This window comes from Streptomyces sp. NPDC028419 (assembly GCF_055565515.1).
In genome coordinates this window covers 72,308-87,139 of the sequence record NZ_JBVHUE010000025.1, presented here as the reverse complement: position 1 = coordinate 87,139, position 14,832 = coordinate 72,308, and the positions used below count along the sequence as shown (strand labels likewise).

The window sequence follows — 14,832 nt, the reverse complement described above, 5'->3', positions numbered from 1 at the left end:
CTACCTGTCACCTCGCCCAGAAGGTGACGAGGGCTTCCACGGCCTGCGCGACGTCGGCCGGGCCGATGTCGGCAGCCATGACGGTGACCTCCCGCGACACGGGCGGTGTGGCGGCGTGCACGAAGTAGTCGCGGGCGTGGTCCAGGAATCCGGGTTCGTGGAGGAAGTAGTCGGACTCGGCTGCGGTGTGGCCGGCGGTCTTGCGGCGCAGGTGGAGGACTTCGGCGGGCACGTCGAGGTAAAGGGTGTGATCGGGCCGCAGGAACGGGAGGGTCTGCAACCGGTCGCGGAGCCGGTGGTGCACTCCGTACTCGAAGAGGAGGTCGAGAGCGTGGGCGTGGGCGAGGAGGGTGTCCACGGAGCGCTCCAGGATGACGAGCGGCAGGCCACCGGCAATAGCCGCGGAGACTCGGACGGCTTCGATCTCCATGAACGTCTCGAACGCGGCCAGCTGGGCCGCCGGGGAGTCGGTGCGGGCAGGGGGGATGTCGCCGCGATGCCCGATGTGCTTGACGTAGCAGTCGGAGACGAACGCACGAACGCCGAGGGAGGTTTGGCGCAGGTGGCGTATCGCAGTGGACTTTCCGGCGTAGGACGGGCCTTCAAGGGCGATGATCTTCACTTCGGCTCCGACCGGTAGAAGCGCTCGGCGTAGGTTCCGGTTCCGTCGAGGAGGTCAGTGGCGGCGGTGAAGGCGTGCCGGATCGGCCGGTACTGCTTGCGCTCCGGGTGCATCTGGGAGCCGTGCATCCGCAGGACGGTGACCTTGTCCAGGACGGTGCTGGTGATGTCGACCAGTTCGGGGACCATGGCCGCCCCGGTCCGGGCGCGGAACAGGTGGTGGTCGCAGTCGGCGAGCGCGTACGTGGGCCAGAAGGCGAGGTCTTCCCAGAACCAGCGGCAGCCGAGGCGGACGGCGGCTGCGTGGACGAGAAGGTGGTCAGGGTGGCGGGTGACGGCTGCGGGAGCGAGGAGTTCGGCGTTCGGGTGGGCTTCGGTGATCTCGCGGAGTTCGTCGGTGACCTGGTCGAGTGTCTGGGGGCTGAAGGGCCGGTAGGGAGCTTCGGCGTCCTTCCGGCCGAGGATTCGACGGCGGGCGGCGAACGGGGCCAGGGAGGCAGCGGCTTCGCGATCCCTCAGCTCCGAGACAGCCCACTGAGTGGTGTACGTGGCCTCCAATGCGGGGTGGACGCTTCTGGATCGGGTGAAAACCGTGACCACGGTGAGCGGGCGGGGGTGAGCGAGGAAGGTGCCGGAGGCGGAGAGGGCAAAGTCGTCGTGATGCGGTTCGATGACGAGGACGGGGCGGCCGGTGGGGGTGCGCGCCTCGATGTAGTACGGCAGACCGGTGTGCGGGGCGGCCAGTTCCAGTACGCCGTGGTCGTGGGACCGGTGGCGGTCGGCGAGCCGGTCGGTCCAGGACTGGTGGGCGTGGGCGAGGTCGTCGGGGAAGGTGTAGATGCCGGTCGCGTCCGGCACGGGCAGGAGCGGACTCACTGGGGCCTCCTTCGTCATCGGACAGTGGACTCGTACCAGTGGCGCCACATGCGGGGGGATCCGAGACGGAGGCGGGCGGTGACGGGGTTCTGCCACCAGAGCATCCGGAGGCTCGACCACTGGTCGTAGCGGCGGGTGGAGGGCCGTACCCGCAGGTCGTCCAAGATCTTCACGGGACGGCCGGTGGCCTGTCCGTGGGCGGTGAGGCGGGCGAAGAACTCCACGTCCTCACCCATGAACAGGTCGTCGCGATAGCCGCCTACGTGGTGGAACGCATCGGCGGTGCAGAACTGGTTGACCCCCTGGGCCCCGCCGCGACGTGTGCGGTAGTGGTCCCAGTAGGCGCACAGGAGGCGGGCGCCGAGCCGGTCGGGGGTGTAGAGCGGAGGGATGGCGCCGCCGACGGCGCCGGCGTCCACGGCAGCCGCGGCGGCAGTGACCGCCTCCAGGGGCAGCGCCACGTCGGCGTCGGTGAAGAACAGCCGCCCGCTACGGGCCGCAGCCGCACCGGTGTTGCGGACACGGCCGATGTTGCGGACGGCTTCAGACACGACGCGGACGCCGTAGGAGGCGGCCATGTCGGCGGTGGCATCGGTACTGGCGTTGTCCACCACGATCACCTCGCCGGTGTGGCCGGTGGCTTCCTCCCAACGGCCCAGGGAGCCAAGGACGGAGGGCAGGTATCGGGGCAGGTAGGCGACCTCGTTGTACGCCGGAATCACTACCGACAGGGCCGGGGTGGTCATCGGCTCGTCCTTTCCGTACGGGGGGTGCGGAAGAGGCGGGGGTTGCTTCGGGTGAGGTCGTTCACACGGGTCGACCACATGGCTCGACCGTCTCCTGTGGTGGAGTGCGCCCAGCAACGGACGGTGTGGAAGACGGCCCACGCGTTCAGCAGGTGGGGATCAAGGGCCAGCGGGTAGGCGCCGGTGATCACGTCGAGCCTCATGGTGGTGAAGGCGTTGGTCATGACGAGCGTCTGCGCGACGTCGGACTCACGGGGGCCGGGGGCGGCGTCGGTGAAGTCGACCAGGTGGCGCACCCCGCGGGGGGCGGAGATCACGACGTTGTCGAAGTGCAGGTCGCCGTGGCACCACACCGGGGCCGTGTGGGGGGAGTCGGCGATGGTCGCCAGGGTGGGAGCGATGCGGTCCAGGGTGCCGGGCGGGCAGCGTCGGCCCAGGGAGGAGACCTGTTCATGGAAGGCCCTGCGCGGCGCGGCTGCTCGGACCGGAGCCCGGTGCAGGCGGCCGAGGAGGCCGCCGAGGTCCCTCGAAGCGCGGCCGTCGGGGACTCGCCCCGAGCGGAGAGCACTGCCGAGGGTGAGCGGGCCGAGGTCGGCCGTGATGAGCGCCGTCGACCCGTAACCGGGAAGTACGCCGCAACCGAGGACGGGCGGCACGGGCACGTGAGCGCCTACGGACCGGATCGCCGCAGCCTCGCTGATCGCGTTGCGCCGTGCGGTGGACGCGTACAGCTTGACCACGACGCTGCGGCCGTCGGTGAGGTCGGTCCGGTACACGGCCGTTCGCGTGCCGGCCGTCAGGCGCTCCGTAGCGCGGGCCGAGACGCCGATCAGGGTGGTGCAGGCACGGGCGACCGCCGACGGAACCTGCGGGTTCACCGGATACCCGCCGGTTCGATGCCGACCGCGCCGAGACGGCGGACATGCCTCATGGCGTGGGCCAGGTGCGTCCGGTACTCACGAACGTCGTCCGTTACCGGGCAGGTGGTCTGCCATGGCTTCTCGGGGCCGACGAAATGGATGAGGTGGGCGGTCGGATCAGGCCGCAGCGGGCGGGTGACGACTCGGCGCACCCAGTTGCCGCGTTCGAGGAACCGACCGACCTCGAAGCGGTTGAATGCGCCCTCGACCGGGCGGACCCGACCGTTGGTGAGGAGCCACAGGTTCAGGGCGTCCTGGTCGTTGTGGAGGATGTGGCGTCGGCCACCGAGGAGGACACGCTCAACGCCGTCCCGCAGTCGCCGCAGGTCGCGGGTGTGGGCCCACAGCATGCCGGCGTTGTAGTAGCAGCGGCCTCGCAGGTGGGGCCATCGTTCGGCCGCGCCGGGCAGGGCCGGGCATTGACCCACGGCCGGGTTGAACTCGTCGCGCACGGCACCGAGCTCACCCGGCCCGAGGGTGCCCAGGGGCACGGTGAGGTCTCCGCGTACGAGTACGTCGGCGTCGACGTAGATCAGATAAGGGCGGCGGACGAAGCCGGGCGTGAACTCGAACCGCAGGTAGGTGGTGACGGTGATGTACGCGTCGTCCGCCATACGGGAGGCACGCAGCGGAGGAGAGTGACGCAGGTCGAAGGAGCTGAAGCCGACGCGCTTGGCGAGATCGGCGAGGAGTAGCGCCTGAACGGGGCCCAGGTCGAGGGTGAGGATGCGCAGGGCGGCATCCCGTCGGGCGGCCGGGGTGAGGCTGTCAGCGAGGCCGGTGACGGCGGCCAGGCCGGGGATCAGGTACTGCTGGTCGATACAGAGACCGAACGCGTACACGGGGCTCCACCTTTCCGGTCGGGGTGCGCGGGCATGGCAGGGTGCTCAAGGGGTGGTGTGCTCGCCACGGCGAGCGATCACTTCGAGGCTGTCGGGGTGAGTGGTCTGCCACTGGGCGGTGAAGCCGCCGCCCACGGGCCGCAGCACCCACACGGTCCCGGCCTCTGTCACGTCGGTGACGATCGCCCGCCGTCCCTGTGCGTCGTCCACCAGGTCGCCGACCCAAGGCAGCTCGGCGTTCATGGGACGTCCGACTGAGGGGTGTCGCCCCGCGAGGAGGCGTCGGCGATGTCTCGGAGCCGCTGGAGCTGGCCCGGATTCCGGCGAGGTCGGCCGCCTGCGACGTGCACGAGGAACCCGCCACGGTCGCGGATGAGGACTCCGAGACCGGCGAACTGGGTGGCGACGTCGGTGACGTCGGTGACGATGATTCCCCGGATCATTCCGGTCGACAGGGCGGACGTTATGGCCTGCCAGCCGGGCCGCTCATCGAGCGGTACCGCGGGGTCGGGATCGGACCACGCCCCGGCAACGTGCCAGTGCCGGGCCTCGGCGTAGTGACGAGCGCGTTTCTCACCTTCACGGACGGCGGTGGCGATGGCGGCGCAGGCGTAGACGGCGACGGGCACATGCCCGAGGCCGCTGGGCGGTTTGGTCGGCATGCCCATAAGACTGCTGCGCACCGCCACGCGCGCCCAGACACGGCCCGTGGTAGCGGCGACAGTGGGTGCCCGGTTCCAGTGCCACGGGGCGTGGCAGCGCAGGGCCCGGCAGCCGGGCTTGTGCAACGCCCCGTAGCAGTCGGGCTGATGGCAGCCGCTCGGGTGCTACGGGACGTTGCACCCGCGCCGGGCGGTCAGCGCACCCCTAGAGAAACCCCCGCCGCGTTGGCGAGTCCGCGCAAGCGACCGACGGAAACCCCGGCGAGCCGGCCGACGATGACGCCGGGGAGCATCTGGTGGCGCACCCATCCGGGGGCCATCGTGCAGACGGCTTCGAGGGTGTCGGCGGCGGCCTCCCAACGTCGGCATTCCACATGGGTGAGGGCGACGTCCAGGCCGTAGCGGGCACGGGTGGCCAGCGGCACGGTGTCGTCCAGTCGGACCGTGTCCATGAGCCGCAGCGCCCCGGAGGTGTCGCCGAGGGCCACGGCGATGCTCATGGCCTGGGTGGCCGCGTACATGGGCCCGTACGGCTGGGCGTGGGCGCCGCGGGCGTGCTCCTCACCGATTCGGGCAGCCACGGCGTGTGCCTGGGAGAGGTACTCGCGGGCACTCTCCTCGCTCGCACCACCCCGGGAAGCAGCCACAGCGGCGTTCGTGACGAGCTGCCCGTACACGCTCAGCCGGTCGGGGTCGTGTTCGCTCATCTTGGGTTCGATCCGGTCGGCCTGCGCAGCGGCAAGGGCGAACCCTTGCGTGGTGCGGCCATCGCGCAGGTTGACCCACGCGGTGGTCGCGGCCAGGTGGGCGTCGCGGAGGTCGTCCCCGGCCTGCACGGCGATCTGACGGCCGTACGTCAGCGCCGCGTACGCCAGATCGCGGGAGCCCAGCACGTTCGCGGCCATCCCCGCCGTCTGGAAGGTGTCGATCAGGACGCCGGCGGCGGCCTCCCTCTCCGCCACCTCGGCGGCATCGAACCGGGCCCGCGCCTCGGGGAGGAGCCGGCCCAAGAGCGTACCGAGTTCGGTGTACTGGCCTGCCCAATAGGCTTCGTCCGCCCGCCGGACGACGGCACGCAGTTCCTCAAGGGTGCCCGGCTCGATGTCGGCGGGGATGCCGATGGCGGCATCGTGGGTGGCCGCGGACACCGTCCGCAGCGCGGCCCGCTCGTCGCGGTCCATGGACCGGCGGGGCGCCTGCTGGCCCAGGAGCACGGCGATGTCCGTGCCGAGCGCATCGGCGATGGACAGGAGCGACGGCAGCGACGCGGTACCGCCGCGTTCCAGCTTGCGGACCACGCCGACGGACACGGAGGCGGCTTCCGCCAACTGCTCCTGCGTCATCCCGCCGCGCAGCGTCTTCAACCGCTCAGAGGTGGTGTACTCCGACCACTGCATGCTCCAGCACCTCCGCGTGATTGGCCCCACACGGACGGTACTGGCAAGGGCGGTGGCGCCGACAGCTCGCGTTCAGACGGAAGTTGCGGTCACGCGGCAAGGACCGCGCTGACTCCCAGAAGGGCCTCAAGCTCCGCAACGGCCTCCTCCTCACCGGTGGCGTGGACGGTGATGATTCCCAGCTCGGCGGCCGGCGGAAGGTTCACCGCGTGATCGTCCACGAACACGCATCGCTCGGCGGGCAGGCCGATCCGGTCCAGGGCCAGCCGGTAGATCGCCGGATCAGGTTTGGCCATGCCAACCAGTTCGGAGACGACATGTACATCGAACAGGTCCCATATTCCGACGTGCTCGTACGGGTTGAACGGGTCCAGGCCGAAGCTGTTGGACAGCAGGGCGACCCGATGACCAGCTGCCCGTGCCGCACGGGCGAGGGCGGCCATCCGCCGAGCCGCAGGCACCTCGGCCCACGCCCGGCCCATCAGGTTCACCGGGTCCACGTGCGCCCCCAGCAAGGCGGCCGTGCCGTCGTTCCACTCGGCCTGCCCGATCTCCCCGACCTCCAGGGCCGCGTACAGGCGTCGCCCTTCCGGGTGATCGTTGAGGGTGCTGCGCCACGCCTCCGGGGCCAGCCCTTCCGACACGCACCACGCACGGTGGACAGGGAGGGGGTTGGCGGTGAGCACTCCTGCAAAGTCGAGGATCAGCCCATGCGGCGCGTTCCCCTTGGCGGTGTCGGTGCTGTGCGGCATCCAGTAACCATCCCTTCCGTGAGTTGGTCCCCCTGAAGACGCTACCGCTCACCGGACACGCAGAACGTACGAGAACGCTTCGACCGGGCGAAGGATCTCGCCGCCGCGCGCCCGCCGATGGACGTCTACCGGCGAACTCCAGATCGGTGACGATCCCGCCGCGCCATGATCCTCAGTGAAGGCCGTCGCGGTAGTGAAGACAGGCGGACAGAGCCTCGGAACTCGCCCCCCTCTCCTACACCTTGACGATCGAGGCAAGCTCCGTGAGCGAATCCACGGACCAGTCCGCTGCGGCCCGCACGGCCGGGGCGTCGGCCCACCAGAAGCCCCAGGGGCCGCGCCGGAGGTGGGCGGTGCGCAGGCCCGCCGCCTTGGCCGGGTGGATGTCGTTCGCAGGGTGGTCGCCCACGTACAGCGTCTGGTCCGCCGGGGCCTGCGACACCTCCAGCACCTGCCGGAAGAACGCGGGCGAGGGCTTCGCCACGCCCCACTCCCCCGAGGTGGCCACCAGGTCGACCGGCAGGTCCAGCGCCCGCAGCAGGTCTCCGGCCCTGGCCGTCTGGTTCCCGGCGATCACGACCCTCAGTCCGAGCTGCCGCAGGCCGGTCAGGGCCGGCCGGACGTCGTCGTACAGGTCGCTCTCGTCGAGCCGCTCGCCCTGGCCCGCGGCCTCGCGGGCGCGGTATTCGGCGCCGATGTCGATCCCCGGCCGCAGCAACCGCAGCGCATCCGCGTTGTCCCGGCCGTCCACGACCACGGCCCCCACCAGGGCCGACAGTGTGTGCCGGGAGACGTGCAGCCAGTCCGCCCAGGAAGCCCAGTACCGGTCGTCACGGGCCAGTGTCTCGCCGCTTTCGTGTGATCCGGCCCCGCGCGGCGGGGTGGCTCGCGCGTGGCCGGGGGCGGCGGGGGCGGGGCTCCGCGGCGCGGGCCGCGAGGCCCACTCCGTGGGGGCCGGCAGGGGACCGCCTAGCGCGCTCTCGATCGCAGGATGGCGCTCGCGGCGGCGGTGCTCGCGGTCAGCAGTTCGAAGATGGTGGCGAGGCCGAGCAGCACGCCGGTCGGCTTGTGGAAGCCGAACACGAAGTCGAACTGGGCGCCGAAGCTCACGTCGAAGCTCACGCCGAGCAGTGGCTGCAGGACGAGGGTCGTCACCGCGAACAGCAGGCAGACGGCGGCCAGGGCTCGGGCGGCGGCGGTGCGGGTGGGCGTGAGCGCCCCCAACAGCGCCAGCACCGCGGCGGAGACGAACCCTCCGGTCACATTCATCCGCATCACGTCCGTCCACGGGACGTCCGCGCCGGCCTGCGCGATGTTGAGGACGGCGAACGCCGCCAGCAGGCCGGCGGTGACCAGCGCGAGCAGCCCGGCGGCGATGCCCACGGGCGGCCTGGTCCTCGGCGTGCCCTGCGGCAGCGGCGGGACCGGGCGCGGCGGCCATGCCGGCTGCGTCGGTACGGCCGCCGGCACCTGCGCGTCGAACGGGGCCCGCAGCGGCGCCTGGACGCCCCGTAGCCGGTCCACCTCGGCCCGCATCTCCTGAGCCGTCGCGAACCGCCGCGCCGGATCCTTCTCCAGCGCCCGGGACACCAGCAGCTGCACCGCGGGCGGCGCCTCCCACCCCCGGTCCGCGAGGAGCGGCGGCGGTTGCGTCACGTGCTTGACCGCGATCGCGGTGAACGAGTCCCCGTCGAAGGGGAGTTGGCCGGTCAGCAGTTGGAACAGCATCACCCCGACCGCATACAGGTCCGATCGGCCGTCCAGTGGCAGCGCCTGCGCCTGCTCGGGGGACAGGTAGTGCGGCGTGCCGATCACCGAACCGGTCCGGGTGAGCTGGGTGACGGGTCGGTCGTCCTGCTGGGCGCGGGCGATGCCGAAGTCCATCACCTTGACCACGCCGCGGTCCGTCAGCATGACGTTCGCGGGCTTGATGTCCCGGTGGACCAGGCCCAGTTCGTGGCTGGCGGCCAGCGCCGCCAGGACGTCCGAGGTGAGCGCCAGCGCCCGCTCGGGATCCAGCCCCCCGCGGGGCCCCGCCTCGTCCCGCAGCACCTCGCCGAGCGAGCGGCCCGCCACGTACTCCATGACGATGTACGCCACCGGCGGCCCCCCGTCCGGCATCTCCTGTTCGCCGCTGTCATGGACGGCGACGACGTTCGGATGGTTGATGCGCGCGACGATCTGCGCCTCGCGCTCGAACCGCTTCAAAAAGCCCTGGTCGCTGCCCAGTTCGGCATGCATCGTCTTGATCGCCACGACCCGGTCCAGCCGGGTGTCGTGCGCCTGGTGGACGGCGGCCATGCCGCCGCTGCCCAGCAACCGCCCCAGCGCGTAACGGCCGTTGCCGACCGCGCCGCTCAACCGGGTCGCCCATGCGTCGTCCTGCCCCTGCACCATCACAGCCCCCACCCGTCCCGCCGATGACGAAGCACCCTATCGGTCCGCCCTGACGGCCCGCCGCTCGCTTCGAGCGCGAGAATCCCCCGGCCGGGACGGCTTCCCGGTCGGGGGATTCTCTTGCGCGGGGCCCGGGGGCGGGGCGGGGTCAGGCGGCCAGCTCCGCGAGGACCGAGTCGCGGTTCGCCAGGTTGGCGCGGGTACCGCTGAACAGGCTCTCCATCGGGAGCCAGCGCAGGGTCACCGGGCCCGCCGGGGCGCCGTCGTAGCCGATCGCGGCCGCCGCCGTGTGGCGGGGGCCGGCCGGTACGTCGACCACCGACCAGCCCTTGGGGTGCCGATCGGTCTCCCACCCCAGGTAGTCCAGGGACAGGTCCCGGCCCAGGCCGGTGCCCAGCCCCTTGAGGTAGGCCTCCTTGCGGGTCCACAGTCGCCCGAAGGCGGAGGTGCCCGCGCATTCGGGAACCTCGGCCAGCTCGGCGCGCTCGTCCGCGTGCAACGCGGCGGTGCACACCCGGGCCGTCTCGGCCGTCGGTACCTTCTCGACGTCGACGCCGATGGGTACGGAGGCCACCCCGATCAGCACGATCCCGCTGCTGTGCGACAGCGAGAAGTGCAGGTCGGAGGTGGGTCGCAGGAGGATCGGCCGCCCGTGCTGCTTGTCGCAGCACGGGCAGGGACCGCGGCCGAACTCCAGCGACCCGGCCGGTTCTCCCACGTACGTGGCGAGTACCCGGCGCAGCGCGATGTGCGCCGCCGCGTACAGGTAGCCGCCGGACTGGCGGCGACAGGCGCGGGCCCGCTGGAGTTCGTTCTCGTCCAGTTCGGTCATCTCCAGCACGCCGGTGATGTCGTCCGGCTTCGGCTGCCGCAGCAACCAGACATCAGCGCCGGCCGGCGGCGCCAGCTTCGCGGTCATCCGCCGGACCCGAGCAGCGCGACGACCATGGCCGCCAGCGCGTGCGTGTCCTTGGCCATGAGCAGCTCCGTCAGTTCGGGTGCGACGCCGAGCGAGGACTTCAGCCGGTACTGGAGCTCCAGCCCCAGCATCGAGCCGATGCCCACGCTGACCAGCGTCCGCTCGGTGTCCAGCGCGGCCGGGGTGACGCCCACGGAACGGGCGACCTCCCGGCGCACGTAGTCGGTGACCAGTTCCATCCGCTCGGCCGCCGTCGCCGCCGCGAGCGTGGCCGCCGAGGGTGCGGTCACGTCCACGGAGACAGGGCCGTCGGAGACCGGGGCGCCCGGACCTTCGTCCGGTGCGTCCCAGTCGGGTTCGGTATTGAGCCAGTCGAGAACCGCTTGGTTCGCTGTCACAGCTCCTCCTTCGAGTCGTGGTGCGGGGTGTGGTGGTGCGGGGACATAAAGGGGTGGGACATAAAGGGGTGGGACATCAGGGGGTGGGACATCAGGGAGCGCACCCGCGCGGGGTGCAGCGGGAGGGCGCCGACGTCGCCGGGCAGGCCCAGGGCGTCCCGTACGGCGCCCGCGACGACGGCCCCGCTGCCCGCGGTGCCCCCCTCGCCGGCTCCGCGCAGGCCCAGTGGGTTGCCCGGGGCCGGGGCGTCCTCGTAGATCTCCACCTGGATCTCGGGGAGATCGGCGGCGCGCGGCCACAGGTAGTCGTCCAGGGTCAGGGACAGCGGGCGGCCGCGCGCGTCGTAGCGGAACTCCTCGGACAGCGCGCCGCCGATCCCCTGGACGGCGCCGCCGACGAGCTGGCCGCGCACCGCCTCGGGGTGCACCGCGCGCCCGATCTCGTAGGTCATCGCGTACCGCAGCAGCCGCACCGCGCCGGTGCCCGGGTCGACCTCGACCTGCGCGAAGTGGGCGCCGTAGGGGTACGTCATGCCGTCCGCGGCGTACGTCGCCCGGCCGATCAGGCCGACCTCCTCGCCGGTGCGGATCCACCGCGGGGTGAACGCCGCCGCGGCGAGCGCGGGCCAGCCGATCTCGGCCGGGGAGTCGGTCGAGCCGAGCCCGCCGGGTACGGGACGCACGGATCCCGGCGGGACCTCCAGCAGGCCCGCGGCCACCCGGACCGCCTTCTCGCGCACCGCCGCCGCCGCGCGGCGCACGGCCTCGCCGCCGACGACCGTGGAGCGGCTGCCGAAGGTGCCGCCGCCGTCGGGCAGGACGTCGGTGTCGGAGAGCACGACCCGCACCGCGGCCACCGGTACGCCGAGTTCGTCGGCGGCGATCTGCGCCATCACGGTCTCGATGCCCTGCCCGACGTTGGCGCCGCCCATCGCGACCCGGACCGCGCCGGTCACTCCGATGTCGACGACCGCGCTGTCGTAGCCGAGCCCGGCCTTCTCCAGGATGACCGCGCAGCCGGTGCCGACGAGGCGTCCCGCGGCCCGGGCGTCCCGCGCCTCCTCGCGCCATCGGGCGTAACCGACCGCGGCGAGCGCCTTGTCGAAGTGCTCCAGGTGGTCCTTGCCGTCGAGGATCAGGGGCGAGCCGAAGACCTGCATCGGCCGCCGGTGCGGGAGTTCACCGCCCGTGAGCAGATTGCGTCGGCGCAACTCGACCGGATCGACGCCCAGTTGGGTGGCCGCCAGGTCCAGCGCATGCTCGCGCACGAAGTTGTGCTGGAAGCGGCCCGGCGCCCGGTAGGTGCCGATCGGGGTCTTGTTGGTGGTGACGATGTGCACGCGCGAGCTGCACGCGGGGATCCGGTAGGCGCCCGAGATCATCGACGCGGTGAGCGCCGCGACGACCGCGCCGTGGGTGCGCACGTAGGCGCCGTTGTCCAGCCAGGCCTCGTCGCGCAGCCCGAGCAGCAGCCCGTCCGCGTCGAAGGCCAGCTCGATCCGGTGCTCCTGCTCGCGCGCGTGGTTGGCGGCGCTCATGTGCTCGGCCCGGTCCTCGGACCACTTGACCGGGCGCCCGGTGCGCCGGCACAGGAAGGGCACGAGGAAGTCCTCGGGATAGAACTCGCCGCGGATGCCGAAGCTGCCGCCCGCGTCCGTCTCCCGCATGTGGATGCGGTGTTCGGGGACGTCGAGGAGGGAGGCCAGGACCCGCCGGTTGATGTGCGGGATCTTGGCCGCGCCCCGTACCACGATCCGCTCGTCCGGTCCGCCCGGGTCCTCCAGCTCGGCGAACAGGCCGCGCGGCTCCAGCGGGGTGCCGCTGTGCCGGCCGGTGCGCAGGTCGGCGCGGACCACGTGGGCGGCCGCGGCGAAGGCCGCGTCCACGTCCCCGTAGGTGAAGTCGACGGTGCCCACTTGGGCCGGCGGCGCCCCGGCCAGGGATACGGGCCCGGGCCCGGCCGCGGCCGTACGGGCGTCCAGCGCCGGGGGCAGCTCCGCCAGGTCCAGGGCGACCAGCTCGGCGGCGTCCTCCGCGACGTAGGGGTCCTCGGCGAGGACGACGGCCACCGGCTCCCCCGCGTACCGGACGTACCCGGTGGCGAGCGGCGGCTGGAGGTAGGCGGTGAAGTCCATCCCGGGGTGCGGTTGGCGGACCGGTATCCGCAGGTCCGGCGGTAGGTCGGCGGCGGTGAGCACGGCCGCCACCCCGGGCAGGGCGGCGGCCCGCGCGGTGTCCACGCCGAGGATCCGGGCGTGCGCCAGGGGGGAGCGTACGACGCGCAGCCACAGCTGGCCGGGGCGCGCCACCGCGTCGTGGAAGCGGCCGCGGCCGCGCAGCAGCCGGTCGTCCTCCAACCGGGGCACGGACCGCCCGACGGCGCCGCCGGTCGCGGCCCCACGGGTCACGGCGCCGGTGCTCACGGCGTCTCCTCGGCGCGGGCCGCCCCCGCGGCGGCCGACACCGCGTCCACGATCGACTGGTAGCCGGTGCAGCGGCACAGGTTCGCCGAGACGCAGGCCCGCACCGCACCGCGGTCCGGTTCGGGATCGCGGCGCAGCAGCGCGGTCGCGAGCATCAGGAACCCGGGGGTGCAGAAGCCGCACTGGACCGCGAAGTGGTCGCGGAACGCGGCCTGGACCGCGCCCAGTTCACCGTCCGGCGCGGCGAGGGACTCGACGGTCTCCACGCGGCCGCCGTCGGCCTGCACGGCGAGCAGCGCGCAGGACCGCACCGGCTCGTCGTCGAGCAGCACCGTGCAGGAACCGCACACCCCGGTCTCGCAGCCCACCTGGGTGCCGGTGAGCCGCAGGTCGCGGCGCAGCACGTCGGCCAGGCTGCGCCGGGCCTCGACGTCCAGGGCGCGGCGCTCGCCGTTGACGGTCAGCGCCACGGGCACGGCGCGGGCGGCGGCGGTGAGGGGGGTCGGGGCGGAGACGGATCCCGAGGCCGAGGGGGTCATACCGGCATCAGCTCCAGTCTGCCGCGGCGCAAAGGGGCCAGGACGGCGGCCCGGGCGGCGGACTCGGCGAGCGCCCGGCGGGCCAGTACGGCGGCCAGGGTGCCCAGGTCACCGGTGGCGCCGGTGATCCGCACGGCCTTGGCGGCGGCCACCGCGAAGCTCTCCTGGCCGGGGCGCGCCCCGATCAGCAGGGCCTCGGCGGCCGGGACCCGCATCGGGCGTTCCAGCGGTCCCGCCAGGGCGAGGCGGGCGGAGCCGATCCGCCCGTCGGCGTCCAGGACCAGGGCCGCGGCGGCGGCCGCTTCCGGGATCCGGCCGGGCTGGACGGCGTACTCGACGAGGGCCGCGGCGGGCTCGGCGACCGGGAAGCGCACCTCGACCAGGATCTCCCCCGGCCGCAGGGCGGTGCGGTGGCGCCCGCGCAGGAAGGCGTCGGCGCCCACCACCCGCGTGCCGGCCGGCCCCAGCAGGGTCAGCTCGGCGCTCAGCAGCACCGCGAGCAGGCACCACTCGGCGCCGGGGTCGGCGTGCGCGAGGCTGCCGCCGACGGTCCCGCGCACCCGCACCGGCAACTGCCCGATCAGCGCGGCCGCCTCGGGCAGCACCGGCAGCCGCCGGTTCAGCTCGGGGTCGGTGCTGCGCTCGACGGTGGCGTGCGGGGTGAGGGCGCCGATGCGGACGCCGCGCCGGCCGGTCTGGATGCCGGTGAGCGCGGGCACCCGGCCGAGGTCGACGATCAGGTCGGGCCGCAGCGCGCGGCGGTTCAGCAGCGGGACGAGCGACTGGCCGCCCGCGAGCACCCGGGCGTCGCGCCCGGCCTCGTGGGCCGCGGCCAGCGCCCACACGGCCTCCGCCGCGCTGGCGGGGCGGACGTAGTCGAACGGTGCGGGCCTCACGGCTTGTCCTGCGGGGGCACTTGGAGTTCCGTGTGGCCGTACTTGCGCATCAGGTCGGCGAGGTCGAAGTGCGCCGACCGCTCGATGATCTTGTCCCCGCGGAACCGGTCGATGCCCAGCGCCCCGAAGGTGGCCTTGCGGCCGCTGGGCGGCAGCCCGCGGAAGGCGCCGAGCTGGGTGGCGGTGCACTCCACCCGGGAGATGACGGTGTCCCCCTCGGCCCACTGCTCGACGACGGTGTCCACCATGTCGGGGAAGGAGGTCCGGAAGGCCCGCACCCAGGTGCGCACCCCCTCGGGCCCGTGCAGGCCGAACTGCGGCCAGGTGAAGTCCTCGTGGAAGAGGTCGTCGGCGAGGTGCAGCTCGCCGTGCGTGATGATCCGTTCGAAGAGCTGCGCGGCCTTGGCCTTGCGCTCCTCCACACTCAGGGCCGTCCCCGGCATG

At 72.8% G+C, this 14,832-nt stretch carries 17 protein-coding genes; all 17 read right to left on the bottom strand.

Annotated features, from left to right (window positions below):
• Nucleotides 1-7 precede the first annotated feature (7 nt).
• Nucleotides 8-622 carry a hypothetical protein gene (locus ACZ4UB_RS27015; protein WP_468073941.1) on the bottom strand — a complete coding sequence of 205 codons (615 nt, stop codon included), beginning with the start codon at nt 620-622 and terminating at the stop codon, nt 8-10.
• Nucleotides 619-1,515 (bottom strand): PIG-L deacetylase family protein, encoded by an 897-nt coding sequence (locus ACZ4UB_RS27010; RefSeq protein WP_468073939.1) that lies wholly within the window; start codon nt 1,513-1,515, stop codon nt 619-621. The genes ACZ4UB_RS27015 and ACZ4UB_RS27010 overlap by 4 nt, the downstream gene beginning before the upstream one ends.
• Nucleotides 1,512-2,243: a glycosyltransferase gene (locus tag ACZ4UB_RS27005; RefSeq protein WP_468073937.1), complete on the bottom strand. Its 732-nt coding sequence runs from the start codon at nt 2,241-2,243 to the stop codon at nt 1,512-1,514. Before ACZ4UB_RS27005 ends, ACZ4UB_RS27010 begins: the two co-directional genes overlap by 4 nt.
• Nucleotides 2,240-3,121 (bottom strand): aminoglycoside phosphotransferase family protein, encoded by an 882-nt coding sequence (locus ACZ4UB_RS27000; RefSeq protein WP_468073935.1) that lies wholly within the window; start codon nt 3,119-3,121, stop codon nt 2,240-2,242. The genes ACZ4UB_RS27005 and ACZ4UB_RS27000 overlap by 4 nt, the downstream gene beginning before the upstream one ends.
• Complete coding sequence (locus ACZ4UB_RS26995) at nt 3,118-4,005, bottom strand: glycosyltransferase family 8 protein (protein WP_468073933.1); 888 nt, start codon at nt 4,003-4,005, stop codon at nt 3,118-3,120. Before ACZ4UB_RS26995 ends, ACZ4UB_RS27000 begins: the two co-directional genes overlap by 4 nt.
• A gap of 45 nt (nt 4,006-4,050) precedes the next feature.
• Nucleotides 4,051-4,248 carry a hypothetical protein gene (locus ACZ4UB_RS26990; RefSeq protein ID WP_468073931.1) on the bottom strand — a complete coding sequence of 66 codons (198 nt, stop codon included), beginning with the start codon at nt 4,246-4,248 and terminating at the stop codon, nt 4,051-4,053.
• The gene (locus tag ACZ4UB_RS26985) at nt 4,245-4,667 is read right to left on the bottom strand and encodes a hypothetical protein (RefSeq protein WP_468073929.1); all 423 of its coding nucleotides are present in this window, start codon (nt 4,665-4,667) and stop codon (nt 4,245-4,247) included. Before ACZ4UB_RS26985 ends, ACZ4UB_RS26990 begins: the two co-directional genes overlap by 4 nt.
• A 194-nt stretch (nt 4,668-4,861) precedes the next feature.
• Complete coding sequence (locus ACZ4UB_RS26980; RefSeq protein ID WP_468073927.1) at nt 4,862-6,064, bottom strand: helix-turn-helix domain-containing protein; 1,203 nt, start codon at nt 6,062-6,064, stop codon at nt 4,862-4,864.
• Between the two features lie 89 nt (nt 6,065-6,153).
• Entirely contained in the window at nt 6,154-6,816 is a 663-nt protein-coding gene (locus ACZ4UB_RS26975; RefSeq protein ID WP_468073925.1) for an HAD-IA family hydrolase, read from the bottom strand.
• Nucleotides 6,817-7,051: 235 nt separating this feature from the next.
• Nucleotides 7,052-7,657 carry an HAD family hydrolase gene (locus ACZ4UB_RS26970; RefSeq protein ID WP_468074027.1) on the bottom strand — a complete coding sequence of 202 codons (606 nt, stop codon included), beginning with the start codon at nt 7,655-7,657 and terminating at the stop codon, nt 7,052-7,054.
• 128 nt (nt 7,658-7,785) lie between these two features.
• Nucleotides 7,786-9,213, bottom strand: coding sequence for a protein kinase domain-containing protein (locus tag ACZ4UB_RS26965; RefSeq protein WP_468073923.1), 1,428 nt, complete (start codon nt 9,211-9,213; stop codon nt 7,786-7,788).
• 148 nt (nt 9,214-9,361) lie between these two features.
• Nucleotides 9,362-10,132, bottom strand: coding sequence for a 4'-phosphopantetheinyl transferase family protein (locus ACZ4UB_RS26960; protein ID WP_467964185.1), 771 nt, complete (start codon nt 10,130-10,132; stop codon nt 9,362-9,364).
• Nucleotides 10,129-10,530, bottom strand: coding sequence for an acyl carrier protein (locus ACZ4UB_RS26955; RefSeq protein WP_468073921.1), 402 nt, complete (start codon nt 10,528-10,530; stop codon nt 10,129-10,131). The genes ACZ4UB_RS26960 and ACZ4UB_RS26955 overlap by 4 nt, the downstream gene beginning before the upstream one ends.
• On the bottom strand, nt 10,527-12,953 hold the full coding sequence (locus ACZ4UB_RS26950; RefSeq protein ID WP_468073919.1) for a xanthine dehydrogenase family protein molybdopterin-binding subunit: 2,427 nt from the start codon (nt 12,951-12,953) through the stop codon (nt 10,527-10,529). Before ACZ4UB_RS26950 ends, ACZ4UB_RS26955 begins: the two co-directional genes overlap by 4 nt.
• Nucleotides 12,950-13,492 carry a (2Fe-2S)-binding protein gene (locus ACZ4UB_RS26945; RefSeq protein WP_468073917.1) on the bottom strand — a complete coding sequence of 181 codons (543 nt, stop codon included), beginning with the start codon at nt 13,490-13,492 and terminating at the stop codon, nt 12,950-12,952. The genes ACZ4UB_RS26950 and ACZ4UB_RS26945 overlap by 4 nt, the downstream gene beginning before the upstream one ends.
• A complete protein-coding gene (locus tag ACZ4UB_RS26940; RefSeq protein WP_468073915.1) occupies nt 13,489-14,388 on the bottom strand; it encodes an FAD binding domain-containing protein in 900 nt (299 codons plus the stop codon). Before ACZ4UB_RS26940 ends, ACZ4UB_RS26945 begins: the two co-directional genes overlap by 4 nt.
• The gene (locus ACZ4UB_RS26935) at nt 14,385-14,831 is read right to left on the bottom strand and encodes an ester cyclase (protein ID WP_354379830.1); all 447 of its coding nucleotides are present in this window, start codon (nt 14,829-14,831) and stop codon (nt 14,385-14,387) included. Before ACZ4UB_RS26935 ends, ACZ4UB_RS26940 begins: the two co-directional genes overlap by 4 nt.
• Nucleotide 14,832: the final 1 nt, after the last annotated feature.